Below are 15,221 nucleotides of genomic sequence, written 5' to 3'. Positions count from 1 at the left end.
TCAGTCGACGCCGATGGTGACTTCCGTGGACTTGATGAACACGGTTGCGGGCTGCCCGACCTTGAGACCGAGGTCGGTCGCGGCGTCCTTGGTGACGGAGGAGGTGACGACCTGGTCGCCGCCGTCGAGCTTCACCTTCACGATCGCCATCACGCTCCCGAGATCGACTTCGGTGATGGTCCCTTTGAGCTGATTCCGGGTCGACAGCCGCATCGCGAGGTCCTCCGTCTGGTTGAGGGGTATGCGATGAGCCTAGTGTCGCGGGCCGAGCAGGGCTATGGAGGCGTCGACAGCCGGCTCGACGATTTCCCGCACCGGCTTTCCGTCTTCGACGGCGAGGGCGGTGAGTTCGCGCAAACCGCCCAGCAGGATGACGGCCAGCGGGGCGGTCAGCGGGGGCAGCTCGGCCCGCTGGAACCCCGGGCTGGCGCTGAGGTCGATCAGCAGGCTGGACAGCAGCTGCAGCCCGCGGCGCTGCACCGGGCGCGCGGCGGCACCGAGCGACGGAAGCTCCCGGATCCAGCTCAGCGTGATGGCCGGCCGGGATTCGATGTAGCCGACGTAGGCCTCGACGGCCTGACGGATCTGCTGATGCCAATCGGCCTCGGGGTCGACCGCCGCCGCGATGCACGCACCGAGCTTTTCGTTGTCGGACCCCAGCAGCTCGAGGAAGCACTCCTCCTTGCTCGCGAACTGGTCGTAGAAGGTGCGCTTGGACGTCCGGGCGTGACGAACGACGTCGGCGACGGTGCTGGCGCGGTAGCCGCGCTCGGCGATCGAGCTGGCGAGGCCGTCGAGCAGTCTGAGCCGGAAAGGGTCACCGAGGACCGCTTCGTCAGCCGTTGCTGTCGTCGCTGAGGTCACGGGCGGCGCCTTTCGGTAGGTACGGCACCCTTGTCAGGCTGTGGTACCACAGAGTACCGTATCCCCGAAAGGTTTGGTACACCGCGGTACCACCCCGGGCTCGGGGGAGAAATGGGGAGAAGTCCGTCATGAGTGAAGCCGCCACCGCCCCACCGGCAACCATGCCCGTCCGGTTACCCCCAGCGACCCGGCTGCCAAAGATGTTGCAGGGGTTGGGTTTTGCGGTGTCGCGGCGCGGGATGATCCAGCGGCTGGCCCGCAAGCACGGCGACGTCTTCACGCTGAATCTCCCCATCTACGGTCCGGTCGTGGTGGTGGCCGACCCGCAGCTGGCCAAGCAGATCTTCACCACCAGCCCCGACGAGCTCGGCAACATCCAGCCCAACCTGAGCCGGCTGTTCGGCTCCGGCTCGGTGTTCGCGCTCGACGGGGAGGGCCACCGCCGGCGGCGGCGGTTGCTGGCGCCGCCGTTCCACGGCAAGAGCATGAAGAAGTACGAGGCGATCATCGAGGAAGAGACCTTGCGCGAGACCGCCGGCTGGCCGGAGGGCGAGGCCTTTCCGACGCTGCCGTCGATGATGCGCATCACGCTCAACGCCATCCTGCGCGCCGTCTTCGGGGCGGAGGGTGCCGAACTCGACGAGCTGCGCAGGCTCATCCCGCCGTGGGTCACGCTGGGCTCGCGGATGGCGACGATGCCGAAACCGCAACGCAATTACGGGCGCTTCACCCCGTGGGGGCGGCTCGACGAGTGGCGCCGCCAGTACGACACCATCATCGACAGGCTGATCGCAATCGAGCGGGCCGACCCCAACTTCGACGAGCGCTCCGACGTGCTCGCACTGATGCTGCGCAGCACCTACGACGACGGTTCCGCCATGTCGCGCAAGGACATCGGCGACGAACTGCTAACGCTGCTGGCCGCCGGCCACGAAACGACCGCCTCGACGCTGGGCTGGGCTTTCGAACGGCTGACGCGGCATCCGGAGGTGCTGGCCGCCCTGGTCGAGGAGGCCGACAATGGCGGCCAGGAGCTGCGACAGGCGACCATCCTGGAGGTCCAGCGGGCGCGGACCGTCATCGATTTCGCGGCCCGGCGCGTCTATCCGCCGCGTTATCAACTCGGGGAGTGGGTCATTCCCCGCGGCGAATCAATCCTGGTGAGCATCGCGCAGATTCACGAAAATCCCGACGTGTTCCCGAATCCGGAGCGCTTCGACCCGCAACGGTACGTCGGGACCAAGCCGTCGGCCTTCGCGTGGATCCCGTTCGGCGGCGGCACCCGTCGCTGCGTGGGGGCGGCGTTCGCCAACATGGAGATGGACGTCGTGCTGCGAACGGTGTTGCGTCACTTCACCCTTGAGACCACGACGGCCCCGGGGGAGCGGTGGCACGGCCGGGGCGTCGCCTACACGCCCAAAGACGGCGGCCGGGTCGTGGTGCACCGCCGCTGAGCCGGAGCGATCTACTGGTCCGCGGTGGCCCGCCGCGGCAGTTTCCATCCGGGGCGGATGTAGTGGCAGGTGTACCCGTTGGGGTAGTGCTGCAGGTAGTCCTGGTGCTCGGGCTCGGCCTCCCAGAAATCCCCGGCGGGGCTGACCTCGGTCACGACCTTGCCCGGCCACAACCCGGAGGCTTCGACGTCGGCGATGGTGTCCAGCGCGATCCGTTTCTGGTCCTCATCGAGGTAGAAGATGGCCGACCGGTAACTGGGCCCGCGATCGTTGCCCTGGCGGTCTTTCGTTGTCGGATCGTGGATCTGGAAGAAGAACTCCAGCATGGTGCGATAGTCGGTGACCGCCGGGTCGTAAACGATCTCGATGGCCTCGGCGTGCGTGCCGTGATTGCGATAGGTCGCGTTCGGGACGTCGCCGCCGGTGTAACCGACCCGCGTCGAAACCACGCCCGGCTGCTTGCGGATCAGTTCTTGCATCCCCCAGAAACAGCCGCCGGCAAGGATCGCTTTTTCGGTTGCCATTGCTCGTCCTCCTCACGGGCCACGATGCCGCCCAGGCTACACTCCGCCGATGAGCTGCAACGGTGCCGCGAAGTGACTACCCGTTCGTTCTCCCGCAGCGAACTGGCCGCCGCCTTCGAGAAGTTCGAGGAGACGGTGGCCCGGGCCGCCGAGACGCGGGACTGGGACGCCTGGGTCGAGCAGTACACGCCCGACGTCGAGTACGTCGAGCACGCGGCGGGCACGATGCGCGGACGCGACGAGGTCCGCGAGTGGATCAAGCAGACGATGACGACGTTCCCTGGCAGCCACATGATCGCGTTCCCCACGCTGTGGTCGGTGATCGACGAGCCCACCGGGCGGGTCATCCTCGAACTGGACAACCCGATGCGCGACCCGGGCGACGGCAGTGTCATCAGCGCCACCAACATCACGATCATCACGTACGCCGGTGACGGCCAGTGGAGCCGTGAAGAAGACATCTACAACCCGCTGCGTTTCCTGAAGGCCGGGATGAAGTGGTGTCACAAGGCCAAGGCGCTGGGCACGCTTGACGAAGACGCCGAGAGGTGGATGCAGCAATACGGAGGACCTCAGTGAGCACCAAACCCAAACTCGTCATCGGCGCCAACGGATTTTTGGGTTCGCACGTCACCCGTCAACTCGTGGCCGACGGTGTCCCGGTCCGGGCGATGGTGCGCCCGAATGCCAACACCCGCTCCATCGACGACCTCGAGCTCACCCGCTTCCACGGCGACGTTTTCGATGACGCCACATTGCGGGAGGCGATGGACGGTGTGGACGACGTCTACTACTGCGTCGTCGACACCCGGGCCTGGCTGCGGGACCCCGCGCCGCTGTTTCGCACCAACGTCGAAGGCCTGCGTAACGTTCTCGACGTCGCCGTCAGCCAACCCGACCTGCGCAGGTTCATCTTCACGAGCACCTACGCGACGGTGGGCCGGCGACACGGGCACGTGGCGACCGAAGACGACGTGATCAGCCCGCGGGGACAGACCCCCTACGTGCAGTCGCGGGTGCAGGCCGAAGACCTGGTCATGCGGTACGTGGCCGAGGCGGGGTTGCCCGCCATCGCGATGTGCGTGTCCACGACCTACGGCAGTGGCGACTGGGGCGGCACGCCGCATGGTGCCTTCATCGCCGGCGCCGTCTTCGGCAAGCTGCCCTTCCTGATGAACGGCATCCAGTTGGAAGTCGTCGGCGTCGACGATGCCGCCCGGGCCATGATCCTGGCCGCCGAGCGCGGCCGCATCGGTGAGCGATACCTGGTCTCCGAGCGGATGATCGCGTTGAACGACGTCGTCCGCATCGCGGCCGACGAGGCCGGGGTGCCGGCGCCGCAACGCTCGATATCGGTCCCGATGCTTTACGCCCTCTCCGCGCTCGGCAGCCTGAAGGCCCGGCTCACCGGCAAGGACTCCGAACTCAGCCTCGCGTCGGTGCGCATGATGCGCGCCGAGGCCAACGTGGACAGCGGCAAGGCCAAACGCGAACTGGGTTGGCAGCCGCGCCCGGTCGAGGAGTCGATCCGCGAGGCGGCCCGGTTCTGGGCCGCCATGCGCAGTCCGCGAAAGGCCAGCCCGGCCGCACAGCCCGAATAGGCGCCGGGCCCATGGACCGCATACACGTCGATCTCGAGGGGCCGCCGCAAACAATGCTGGCGACGCTCTACGCCAAGGCCCTGGACGCAGACCTGCCGAACCCGATTCTGGGCGACCGCTATGCCAAAGAGGTCGCCGAGCGGATCGAGTACGACTGGACGAAGACCGCGATCACCGCACGCAATTCAGCCTCGGTGACGACCCGCACCGCGCACTTCGACATCTGGGCTCGCCAATTCCTTGACGCGCATCCGAGCGCCGTTGTGCTGCATATGGGTTGCGGACTGGACGGCCGATACTTCAGGCTCCAGCCGGGCCCGGGGGTAGAGTGGTACGACATCGACTACCCCGACGTCGCCGAACTGCGCGCGCGGCTCTATCCGGCCACCGAGCACTGCCACGTCGTCGCTGCGCCGATAACCGATCCCGCCTGGCTGGCGGAGATACCCGATAGCCGGCCCGCGCTGATGATCGCCGAAGGCCTGACCATGTACCTGTGCGAACAGGACGGCATCGCGCTGCTGCGGCGGGTCGTTGATCGCTTTGACCGCGGCGAGCTGCAATTCGACGTGTTCAACCGAGTGGGTATCAAGTCTCAGTGGATGAACGCGGTGGTGCGCCGGTCCGGATCGAAGTTGAGCTGGGCCATCGATGGCCCGGACGAGATACTCGCGGCGGTGCCCGGCACGCGACTGCTTGCCTGGGTGCGATGGTTTGAATCCGACACCTACGAGCGGCTTCCGCGCGCCTACCACGTGATGGGCAGGGCCATGTCGCTGATTCCGGCCATGGCCAATATGTCCCAGTATCACCGCTACGCATTCGGGCCGCCCTGATCGGGAAGTGTCGGGCGCCGGCTCGTGTTGAAACCCTTATCGGCGTCTAGGAGGAGACCATGAGCCATCCCGAAATCAAAGAACCCAGTGCCGGCCACCCGATCACCATCGAGCCGACGAAGGGGCGGGTCCAGGTCCGCGTCAACGGCGAGGTGGTCGCCGACACGACGGCCGCGCTGGAACTGTGCGAAGCGACTTTGCCTGCGGTGCAATACATTCCGATGAGCGACGTGGTGCAAGACCGGCTGACCCGCACGGACACCAGCACGTATTGCCCCTTCAAGGGCGAGGCCAGCTATTACAGCGTGACCACCTCGGCCGGCGAAACCATGGAGGACGTGATCTGGACCTACGAGCAGCCCTATCCGGCGGTCGCGGCCATCGCCGGGCATGTCGCGTTCTACCCGAACAAGGCCGAAATCAGCGTGTCGGCGTCCTAGCAAATCCACCCGGGCAGCGCGGCCTCGTGGGCCCGGGTGTCGCTGTACAGCCGCATCGAGACGATCAAGCCGTCGCGGGTGTCGAATATGCAGACGAACGGGCTGTCATATTCGACGCCGGCGGTGGTGGTGCCGCTGGCGTTCGCCTCGACCACCACGGTTTCCCCCTCGTTCACACAGCGCACCAGGTCGATGGTCAGCTCGAGATCCTTTTTGCGTCGCTCGACAACTTGGCGGAAACCTTCCTTGTCGCACGAGGCCCGGGTGACGAGCGACCAGTAGCTGAAGTCGTCGCTGAGCAGTGAGAAGCCCTCGTCGAGGTCGCCCCCGTCGCTCGTACTCTGGAGGAACATCCAGGCCAGTTCGCCCTGCGGGTCATCGAACGGCGTCATCACATCGCAATATTGACTTGGCACATCGTTAACGGTCAATCGGAGAGTTGGTCGGTGGAGAGCACGCGCACCGTCACGTTCCCCGGGGCGGTCAGCTTCGGGCACACGTTGGCGCCGCTTCGCCGTGGTCTGGGGGATCCGTGTTTCCAGTCTTCCGGTGACGGCACGATCTGGCGGACCAGCCTGTTGCCGACCGGGCCCGTCGCCGCGCGCATCAGCCGCGTGGCCGCCAACGCCGCGCACTGCGTGGCGTGGGGCAGCGGCGCACCGGAGTTCGTCGAACGGCTGCCCGCGCTGCTCGGCCACGAGGACGACGCTTCCGATTTCGTCCCCCGGGACCCGATCGTCGCCGCCGCGCACCGGCGGGTACCGCATCTGCGCCTCGGCCGTACGGGGCTCGTGCTGGAGGCGCTCATCCCGGCGATCATCGAGCAGCGGGTGCCCGGCGCCGATGCGTTTCGGTCGTGGCGCCTGCTGGTGTCCAAGTACGGGTCACCGGCGCCGGGGCCCGCGCCGGCGCGGATGCGGGTGCCGCCGTCGGCCGACGAGTGGCGGCACATCCCGTCGTGGGAATTCCACCGAGCCAACGTCGACCCGGGGCGTGCGCGGACCGTGGTGACGTGTGCGCGACGGGCCGCCTCGCTGGAACGGTTGGCGTCCCGTCCGCCCGCGCAGGCGCGCGCGGCGATGATGTCGTTGCCGGGGGTGGGCGAGTGGACCGCCGCCGAGACCGCGCAACGGGCGTTCGGTGACGCGGACGCACTTTCGGTCGGCGACTATCACATCCCGAAGATGATCGGCTGGACGCTGGCGGGCCGCCCGGTCGACGACGCGGGCATGCTCGAGCTGCTCGAGCCGATGCGGCCGCACCGCCACCGGGTGGTCCGGTTGCTCGAGGCCAGCGGGCTGGCGTACGAACCGCGGCGGGGTGCCCGGCTACCGGTGCAGCACATCGCCGAGCTCTAAACGTGGTCATCGCCTCGCCGGGCCCGGGTTTTCAGCAACCGCCTCCGGGTAACCAACCCGAGAAGTGACGTGTGCGAAACGGAGGCAATCGATGACACAGTTCACCATCCCGGGGCTCACCGACAAACAGGGAGCGCGGCTGACCGAACTGCTGCAAAAGCAACTGAGCACCTACAACGACCTTCACCTGACGCTCAAGCATGTGCACTGGAATGTGGTGGGGCCCAACTTTATTGGCGTGCATGAGATGATCGACCCGCAGGTCGAGGCGGTCCGCGGTTTCGCCGACGATGTCGCCGAGCGCATCGCGGCCCTGGGCGGGTCACCGCAGGGCACGCCCGGGGCGATCATCAAAGACCGCACCTGGGACGACTATTCCGTCGGACGCGACACCGTCCAGGCGCATCTGGCCGCACTGGATCTCGTCTACACCGGCGTCATCGAGGACATCCGCAAGTACATCGAGGAGACCGAGGAGCTCGACCCGGTCACCCAGGATCTGTTGATCGATCAGGCCGGGAACCTGGAGAAGTTCCAGTGGTTCGTCCGAGCGCACCTGGAGAGCGCGGGTGGTCAGTTGACCCACGAGGGCTCGACCACCGAGCAGGACGCCGCCAGCAGCGCGCGCAGCACCTAACGGTCTTCCGAATCCGATTGCTGCGCACCGTTTTTGGGTGCAAGAACGTTTACGCGGTCGCCAGCGCTCAGCTTTAAGGTGGCGTCGGCGTCGATGAGTCGCCGATTGTGCAGCACCGAGACGGGGAAATGACCGTCCGGCCAGTCGAGATCGCCGAGAATCCGGCCGACGGCAGTCGAGTCGCCGGCCAGGGTGTATTCGACGATGCAATACCCGTCAAGCTCACTGTGCGGGTCGTGTTCGGCGGGTCGCGGCTCGACCCAATCCGCAGCCGGGTTAGTTGCGGCGACGTCCGGCTGGACGTCGGTGAAGTGGGTCGCGACCGCACGCAGCACATTTTGATTGGTCAGCCACCCCTGGACAGACCGGGCCTCGGTGTCGATGACGGGCAATCCGTCGCGCCCGTAAAGCACGAGCTGGCGCAGGGCTTGGGCGAGGCTGTCGTTGGCGAATAGTGCCTGCGGTTCGCGCATGCGCGTGACGGGGCCGAGCAAGGCCGTCAAGTCCGGACCGGCGCTGCCGACGGGCCGGGTCAGGTCCAGTGGGACGGCGAACGGGTGCATGGCGTCGGCCGCGGTGAGGTCGGCGAACGCATGGGTGGGAGTGGGGCGGTCGATGTCGATGCCCCGGCGCAGCAGCTTCGTCGTGTAGATGGTGCCGTAGGAAACCCCCCGTGACACGGTGGTGCCGACCGCCACGGCCAACATGACCGGCAGGGTAAGGCTGAAATCGCCGGTCATTTCGACCGTGCTCGCCAGCGCGGTGAGCGGGGCGCGCGCCGCGGAGGCGAACACGGCGCCCATGCCGACGATGGCGTACAGGGCGGGGTGCCCGACGGCCGTCCCGATGGTGTGCTGCACGAACAGGCCGAAGGCCATGCCGGAAGTGGCCCCGACGAACAGCGAGGGAGCGAACACCCCGCCCGAGCCGCCGATCCCGATGGTCAGGCTGCAGGCCAGCATCTTGCCGGCGGCGAGGACCACCAAGAGCCACAGCGCGTAGTGGCCTGCGAAGGCGGCGTACATCACCGGGTAGCCGACACCGTAGAGCTGCGGCACCGCGAGCAGCAGCAGGCCGAGCACGATCCCCCCGACCGCCGGCCGTGCCCAATCCGGGCGGCCACCCCACACTCGGTCGCAAAGGTCTTCGGTCTTGTACAGGACATTCTTGAAGAGGATCCCGATCAGCCCGGCGATCGCCGCGAGAAGCGCCACCAGCACGTAGTTGGCTATGTGATTCAGCTCGATGCCTGCGGGCAACTGGGTGAGGAAGGGCGCCGAGCCGAAGAACACACGGGCAACCACGTCGGCGACCATCGACGACAGCATGATCGTGAAGATCGCCTCGACGGACAGTTCGCGCAGGATCAGCTCGACGGCGAAGAACACCCCGGTGATCGGGGCGTTGAAGGTGGCCGAGATGCCGCCCGCCGCGCCACAGGCCACCAGGACCCGCAGCCGGTTTTCCGGCATCCGCACCCACTGGCCGAAACCGGAGGCGAGCGCCGCGCCAATCTGCACGATGGGTCCCTCACGGCCGACCGATCCGCCCGTACCGATGCACAGGGCGGAGGCCAGCGCCTTCACGACGGTCACCTGCGGACGGATGCGGCCGCCGTTCTCCGCCACCGCGATCATGACTTCCGGGACGCCGTGGCCGCGAGCCTCCCGGGCGAACCGCGAGATCAGCGGCCCGTAGAGCAGTCCGCCGATGACCGGGATGATCACGAAGAAGCCAATTCCCAGCCAGGGTAAATGGTCGCTGCCCACCCAACCGTCCTGGCCGAATTCGTCGTGTCCGGTCGCCAACCAGGTGAAGCCGTAGATCAGGTAGCGGAACGCCACCGCGCCGAGGCCGGCGCCGAGCCCGACGACGATCGCCACACAGAACAGCCCGAGCCGGTTCGCGCGCAGCCAACCGGCGAACTGGCCCACGGCTCTGGACACGGGCCGGATCGGCCGAACCGTACCCGTGGCCGCCACTTTTTGCCCCATCCACGCATCCTTCCCCCGACGGCCTCACTTTGCTTGTCGACCGCCTCCGGATCGGGCACGCCGCTGCGACCATCTACTGCAGCAAATATTGCACTACGCAACTATTCGCCGCGACGGCAGCGCCGGGGAATAACTGGACCGTAGTCCGGTTATGCGGGGTAGTTCTCATTTCTGGAGGTCACATGCCCGCTGTCACGGCCAACACGTTGACGTTGCCCCGCGTCGGTTCCGCCGCACCCGCCGACACCGAGCGCCCGGTCCGGTCGATCACCACCGGACCGCGCGGCTACGAGGGCGAGGGCTTTCCCGTCGTCCGCGCCTTCGCCGGGGTCAGCGCCGCCGCCCTGGACCCCTTTGTGCACATGGACCAGATGGGCGCGGTGGAGTACGAGCCCGGCGAGCCCAGGGGCACGGACTGGCACCCGCACCGCGGGTTCGAGACGGTCACCTACATGATCGACGGCAAGTTCGCCCACCAGGACTCCCATGGCGGTGGCGGCCTGATCACCGACGGCGCGACGCAGTGGATGACCGCCGGTTCGGGGATCCTGCATATCGAGACGCCGCCCGCGGAACTGGTCGATAGCGGAGGCCTCTTTCATGGCATCCAGTTGTGGGTGAATCTGCCGAAGCGAGACAAATTCGCGCCGCCTCGGTATCAGGCCATCGAAGGTGGCGACGCGAAGCTGATCTCGTCCGAGGACGGCGGGGCGCTAGTCCGCATCATCGCGGGCGAAATCGGCGGTCATCGCGGCCCAGGGATCACTCACACGCCGATCACGCTCGCCCACGCCACGATCGAAACCGGCGCCCGACTCAACCTGCCGTGGCTACGCGATTTCAATGCGCTCGTATACGTGTTGTCCGGCAGCGGATACGTCGGCCCGGTCGCTCACCCGATTCGCGAGGGCCAATTGGCGGTGCTGGGCCCCGGGGATCGGATCACGGTGGGCGCCGACCCGGCGCAGGAATCGTCGCGCACCACCGCGATGGATGTGCTGATTCTGGGCGGCCGACCCATTCGCGAGCCGGTATTCCACTACGGGCCTTTCGTAATGAACTCGCGCGCGGAATTGGTCGAGGCGGTGCAGGACTACCAGGCCGGGAAGTTTGGCAGCATTCCGCCAAATGCGCTAATGCCGCACCGTGGCGGTGGCACACTTTAACGATGTCTTCAGGGGCGGGTCGCAGGCCAGGACGCCCCCCTGCCGCAAAGGCGGATGAGACGCGCCAGCGGATCATGCGGGCCGCCCGCCTGGTGTTCAGCGAGCGCGGCTACGACGGCGCGACGTTCCAGGCTATCGCGGCCCGCGCCGATCTGACGCGCCCGGCCATCAACCATTACTTCTCCAGCAAGCGCGCCCTGTATCGCGAGGTATTGGAGCAAACCAACGAAGCCATCATCGGAACCGGCATCAAAGTTGCCAACCGCGAAACCACACTGGCGGCGCAGCTGACGGCATTCATCACCGCCGCGGTGCAAGCGAATTCCGAGAATCCCGCCGGGTCGGCGCTGATAATTTCCGGGGTGCTCGAGTCGCAGCGGCACCCGGAATGGAACAAGACCGAAAACGAGTCAGTCCGGGCGGTCCGGGAATTTCTGGACCGAGTCGTCGGGGACGCGATCGAGCGCGGCGAGGTCGCCGCTGACATCGACGCGTCGGCGCTGATCGAGTCGCTGGTCGTCATCATGTGCGGCGTCGGCTTGTACGCGGGGTGGGTGGAGAGCCCCCAGCAGATGCTGGCTGTGACCGGAATGCTGCGCCAGCTGATGGAAGGCGGACTTCTGCGGCCGGGAGCTTAGCCCCTCGCGCGGACAGTGAAGTTGCGCACAAAGCGTATAGGCTAACTAACTTATCCCGGTAACATGGCGCCCGTCATGACTGATGTGGACGCGTCGTTACCGCCTTCCTTGAGATCCGCCGGCGACAGCTGGGCCATCACCGAACTCGTCGGCGCCACCGCGCTGGGCGTCGCCGCGTCGCGCGCGGCGGAAACCGCGGGAAGCAACCCCTTGATCCGCGACGAGTTCGCTCGCGTCCTGGTCTCGTCGGCTGGCCCGGCATGGGCCCGGCTCGCCGACCCCGAATTGGCCTGGCTCGACGGCGACGAGCAGGGCCGCCGCGCGCATCGGATCGGCATCGACTACCAAGCCGTGCGCACCCACTTCTTCGACGAGTACTTCGCCGACGCCGTGAAGGCCGGGATTCGCCAGGTTGTCATCCTGGCCGCCGGCTTGGACTCGAGGGCCTACCGCCTGGATTGGCCGGCCGGCACCGCGGTCTACGAGATCGACCAGCCGAAGGTGCTCGAATACAAGACGGAAATTCTGCAGCAGCACGGCGCCGCCCCCGCCGCCAGCCGCCGCCCGGTCCCCGTCGACCTGCGCGACGACTGGCCCGCGGCGTTGGCCGCGGCGGGCTTCGACCGCACGCAACCGACCGCATGGCTCGCGGAGGGCTTGCTCCCGTACCTGCCAAGTGACGCGCAAGACCGCCTGTTCGAGATGTTCACGGCTCTCAGCGCCCCGCGCAGCCGGGTCGCCATCGAGGCGTTCGGCCTCAACTCGCGAAGCAATTCACAGCGCTGGCTGCGGATGCGGGAGCGGCTCGGCCTGGACGTCAACGTGCAGGCGCTGACCTATCACGAGCCGGACCGCTCGGACGCGGCCCAGTGGCTGACCGACCACGGCTGGCAGGTGCAGGCCGTGGACAACCGCGACGAAATGGCCCGGCTGGGCCGCCCGGTACCCGAAGACCTGGCCGAAGACGCCGTGCGCAGCGCGCTGCTGCGGGCGCACCTCGGCGAGCCGACCGCCTGACTTCCGAGGATCAAGGAGCAACCCAATGAGCTCACTGCGCACCCACGACGACACCTGGGACATCAAGACCAGCGTCGGCAGTACCGCGGTGATGGTCGCCGCCGCCCGGGCCGTCGAGACCGAACGGACCGACGCCCTCATCCGCGACCCGTACGCCAAACTTCTGGTCACCAACGCCGGTGCCGGGGTCTTGTGGGAGCACATGCTCGACCCCGACGTCGCGGCCAAGATCGAATCCCTCGACGCCGACTCCGCGGCGCAGCTCGAGCACATGCGCGGCTATCAGGCGGTGCGCACCCATTTCTTCGACACCTACTTCAAGGACGCCGTCGCCGCCGGAATCCGGCAGGTGGTAATCCTGGCGTCGGGCCTGGATTCGCGGGCATACCGCCTGGACTGGCCCGCCGGCACCGTGGTGTACGAGATCGACCAGCCCCAGGTCCTGGAGTACAAGTCCGCGACGCTGGCGGAAAACGGCGTGGCGCCTTCGGCGGAGCGCCGCGCGGTGGCCATCGACCTGCGGCAGGACTGGCCGGCCGCGCTGCGCGACGCGGGCTTCGACCCGACGGCGCGGACCGCGTGGCTGGCCGAGGGCCTGCTGATGTACCTGCCGGCCGAGGCACAAGACCGGTTGTTCACCCAGATCGGCGAGCTGAGCCCGGCCGGAAGCCGGGTCTCGGCGGAGACCGCGCCCGCACACGCCGACGAGCGCCGGCAGCAGATGCGCGAGCGGTTCAGGAGGGTCGCCGACGAACTGGGCATCGAAGAGACCGTCGACGTCGGCGAGCTGATGTACCGCGACGAGCACCGGGCGAACGTCACCGACTGGCTCAACAACCACGGCTGGCGTGCTCGGGCGCAGCGCTCGACGGACGAGATGCGCCGGCTGGGCCGCTGGATCGAGAACGTCCCCCTGGCCGACGACAAGGACGCCTTCTCCGACTTCGTCATCGCCGAGCGGATGTAATGCCCCGCACGCTGGACGACTCCTGGGACGTCGCCACCAGCGTCGGCGCCACCGCGGTGAGGCAACCGGAGGACCGGCCGTTCGCGAACAGTTTCGTGACGGCGGCCAAACCCTGAGCCGGTTCGCCGGGTCAGATCCTTTCTACTGCTCTCCCAACCGGATGGTTAGGATCGCGGTTATCACCCATGAGCGCTCGTGAGATGAGCAGCGGGCGCATCGGGGATGACCGAAGCAGGGGAAGGACAACGATGACCACCGAATCGGTTACACCCACGACATCCGCCGCCAATGGCGCGCCGGCACCTCAGCCGGCGAACATCCCCGCGACCGTGGCGCGGTTGCGCAAGACCTTCGCCAGCGGGCGCACCCGCGACGTCGAGTGGCGCAAACGCCAGTTATTGCAGCTGGCCAAGCTGATGGAAGAGAACGAGGCGGCCATCGCGGACGCTCTCGCCACCGATCTCGACCGCAGCCCGTTCGAGGCGTTCATCGCCGACATCGCAACGACGGCAGGCGAAGCGAAGTATGCGGCCAAGCGGGTTCGCAAGTGGACGCGCCGCAGGTATCAGCTGCTCGAGATGCCGCAGCTCCCCGGCCGCGGTTGGATCGAATACGAGCCCTACGGCACCGTGCTGATCATCGGTGCGTGGAACTACCCGTTCTATCTGACGCTGGGCCCGGCGGTCGGCGCGATCGCCGCGGGTAACGCCGTCATCCTCAAGCCCTCGGAGATCGCCGCCGCGTCCGCGCTGCTAATGGCCGAGCTGGTGCCCGAATACCTCGACAACGACGCGATCGCCGTGGTGGAGGGCGACGGTTCGGTCAGCCAGGAACTCATCGCGCAGGGCCTGGACCGCCTGCTGTTCACCGGCGGCACCGAGATCGGTCGCAAGGTCTACGAAGGCGCCGCGCCGCATCTGACGCCGTGCACGCTGGAACTCGGCGGCAAGAGCCCGGTGATCGTGGCGGCCGACGCGGACGTGGACGTGGCGGCCAAGCGGATCGCCTGGATGAAGCTGCTAAACGCCGGCCAGACGTGTGTGGCCCCCGACTACGTGTTGGCGGACGCCAAGATCCGCGACGAACTGGTGAGCAAGATCGGCGCGGCCATCACGAAGTTCACGTCGGACAAGCCCGACGGAATGCGGATCGTCAACCAGCGTCAGTTCGACCGGATCAGCGGCTACCTGGCCGGCGGGGACGGCACGGTCGTCGTCGGCGGCAAATGTGACCCGTCGAGCCTGCGCATCCAGCCCGCCGTCGTGGTCGACCCCGACCCGGACGGACCGCTGATGCAGAACGAGATCTTCGGACCTGTGCTGCCGGTCATCACCGTCCAATCCCTTGATGACGCAATACGTTTCATCAACTCGCGGCCCAAGCCGTTGTCCGCCTACCTGTTCACCAAGACGCGCGAGACCCGCGAGCGGGTGATCAAGGAGGTGCCGGCGGGCGGCATGCTGGTCAATCACCTCGCCTTCCAGGTGTCGACGGCCAAGCTGCCGTTCGGCGGTGTCGGCGCATCGGGCATGGGCGCCTATCACGGGCGCTACGGCTTCGAGGAGTTCAGCCACCGCAAGTCGGTGTTGACCAAGCCGACCCGGCCCGACCTGTCCAGCTTCATCTACCCGCCGTACACGGCGCGGGCCTTCAAGATGGCCCGCCGGATGTTCTGACCACTGCTCCAATTCGCTTGCTAGGCCGTAGTTTTCACTTCAGAGAGGA

At 67.3% G+C, this 15,221-nt stretch carries 17 protein-coding genes; 12 read left to right on the top strand and 5 right to left on the bottom strand.

The window, feature by feature from the left end; genetic code table 11:
• Both A5697_RS08360 and A5697_RS08355 read right to left on the bottom strand, forming a co-directional pair.
• Positions 1–213 (bottom strand): molybdopterin-binding protein, encoded by a 213-nt coding sequence (locus A5697_RS08360; RefSeq protein ID WP_007167199.1) that lies wholly within the window; start codon positions 211–213, stop codon positions 1–3.
• 39 nt (positions 214–252) lie between these two features.
• Positions 253–864: a TetR/AcrR family transcriptional regulator gene (locus A5697_RS08355; RefSeq protein WP_067946843.1), complete on the bottom strand. Its 612-nt coding sequence runs from the start codon at positions 862–864 to the stop codon at positions 253–255.
• Positions 865–992: 128 nt separating this feature from the next.
• Between A5697_RS08355 and A5697_RS08350 the strand changes: the two genes are divergently transcribed.
• Complete coding sequence (locus A5697_RS08350) at positions 993–2,318, top strand: cytochrome P450 (RefSeq protein ID WP_068009634.1); 1,326 nt, start codon at positions 993–995, stop codon at positions 2,316–2,318.
• Positions 2,319–2,329: 11 nt separating this feature from the next.
• On the opposite strand, the gene msrA is transcribed toward A5697_RS08350, so the two are convergent.
• The gene (msrA, locus tag A5697_RS08345; RefSeq protein ID WP_067946839.1) at positions 2,330–2,842 is read right to left on the bottom strand and encodes a peptide-methionine (S)-S-oxide reductase MsrA; all 513 of its coding nucleotides are present in this window, start codon (positions 2,840–2,842) and stop codon (positions 2,330–2,332) included.
• A 72-nt stretch (positions 2,843–2,914) separates the two neighbouring features.
• Between msrA and A5697_RS08340 the strand changes: the two genes are divergently transcribed.
• Genes A5697_RS08340 through A5697_RS08325 form a run of 4 tightly spaced genes read left to right on the top strand, consistent with a single transcriptional unit; the run spans position 2,915 to position 5,719 of the window.
• On the top strand, positions 2,915–3,421 hold the full coding sequence (locus A5697_RS08340) for a nuclear transport factor 2 family protein (RefSeq protein WP_067946960.1): 507 nt from the start codon (positions 2,915–2,917) through the stop codon (positions 3,419–3,421).
• The gene (locus A5697_RS08335; RefSeq protein WP_068009632.1) at positions 3,418–4,443 is read left to right on the top strand and encodes an NAD-dependent epimerase/dehydratase family protein; all 1,026 of its coding nucleotides are present in this window, start codon (positions 3,418–3,420) and stop codon (positions 4,441–4,443) included. Before A5697_RS08340 ends, A5697_RS08335 begins: the two co-directional genes overlap by 4 nt.
• Positions 4,444–4,463: 20 nt before the next feature.
• Positions 4,464–5,279: a class I SAM-dependent methyltransferase gene (locus A5697_RS08330; protein WP_068009675.1), complete on the top strand. Its 816-nt coding sequence runs from the start codon at positions 4,464–4,466 to the stop codon at positions 5,277–5,279.
• A gap of 59 nt (positions 5,280–5,338) precedes the next feature.
• Positions 5,339–5,719, top strand: coding sequence for a DUF427 domain-containing protein (locus A5697_RS08325; RefSeq protein WP_068009631.1), 381 nt, complete (start codon positions 5,339–5,341; stop codon positions 5,717–5,719).
• Here A5697_RS08325 and A5697_RS08320 read toward each other — a convergent pair.
• Positions 5,716–6,114 carry a nuclear transport factor 2 family protein gene (locus A5697_RS08320; protein ID WP_067946832.1) on the bottom strand — a complete coding sequence of 133 codons (399 nt, stop codon included), beginning with the start codon at positions 6,112–6,114 and terminating at the stop codon, positions 5,716–5,718. The two genes, A5697_RS08325 and A5697_RS08320, sit on opposite strands and share 4 nt — an antisense overlap.
• A gap of 51 nt (positions 6,115–6,165) precedes the next feature.
• Between A5697_RS08320 and A5697_RS08315 the strand changes: the two genes are divergently transcribed.
• On the top strand, positions 6,166–7,077 hold the full coding sequence (locus A5697_RS08315) for a DNA-3-methyladenine glycosylase (RefSeq protein ID WP_067946830.1): 912 nt from the start codon (positions 6,166–6,168) through the stop codon (positions 7,075–7,077).
• 64 nt (positions 7,078–7,141) lie between these two features.
• Positions 7,142–7,714 (top strand): DNA starvation/stationary phase protection protein Dps, encoded by a 573-nt coding sequence (gene dps, locus A5697_RS08310; protein ID WP_255395171.1) that lies wholly within the window; start codon positions 7,142–7,144, stop codon positions 7,712–7,714.
• On the opposite strand, the gene A5697_RS08305 is transcribed toward dps, so the two are convergent.
• Positions 7,711–9,708, bottom strand: a complete 1,998-nt coding sequence (locus tag A5697_RS08305) for a chloride channel protein (protein WP_067946826.1) — start codon at positions 9,706–9,708, stop codon at positions 7,711–7,713. The two genes, dps and A5697_RS08305, sit on opposite strands and share 4 nt — an antisense overlap.
• A 182-nt stretch (positions 9,709–9,890) precedes the next feature.
• On the opposite strand from A5697_RS08305, the gene A5697_RS08300 reads away from it, so the two are divergent.
• The 5 genes from A5697_RS08300 to A5697_RS08280 all read left to right on the top strand — a co-directional run bounded on the left by A5697_RS08300 (position 9,891) and on the right by A5697_RS08280 (position 15,172).
• A complete protein-coding gene (locus tag A5697_RS08300; RefSeq protein ID WP_068009629.1) occupies positions 9,891–10,874 on the top strand; it encodes a pirin family protein in 984 nt (327 codons plus the stop codon).
• Positions 10,875–10,876: 2 nt separating this feature from the next.
• Positions 10,877–11,512: a TetR/AcrR family transcriptional regulator gene (locus A5697_RS08295; RefSeq protein WP_067946822.1), complete on the top strand. Its 636-nt coding sequence runs from the start codon at positions 10,877–10,879 to the stop codon at positions 11,510–11,512.
• A gap of 75 nt (positions 11,513–11,587) precedes the next feature.
• Entirely contained in the window at positions 11,588–12,529 is a 942-nt protein-coding gene (locus A5697_RS08290) for a class I SAM-dependent methyltransferase (RefSeq protein ID WP_068009673.1), read from the top strand.
• Positions 12,530–12,563: 34 nt separating this feature from the next.
• Entirely contained in the window at positions 12,564–13,496 is a 933-nt protein-coding gene (locus A5697_RS08285; RefSeq protein ID WP_156673214.1) for a class I SAM-dependent methyltransferase, read from the top strand.
• Positions 13,497–13,744: 248 nt separating this feature from the next.
• Positions 13,745–15,172, top strand: a complete 1,428-nt coding sequence (locus A5697_RS08280) for an aldehyde dehydrogenase family protein (protein ID WP_068009624.1) — start codon at positions 13,745–13,747, stop codon at positions 15,170–15,172.
• Positions 15,173–15,221 lie beyond the last annotated feature (49 nt).

The sequence above is a fragment of the Mycobacterium sp. E3251 genome (assembly GCF_001666835.1).
Lineage (GTDB): Bacteria > Actinomycetota > Actinomycetes > Mycobacteriales > Mycobacteriaceae > Mycobacterium.
Note: the sequence above shows the minus strand (reverse complement) of the source record. Positions and strands in the feature narration are given on the sequence as shown.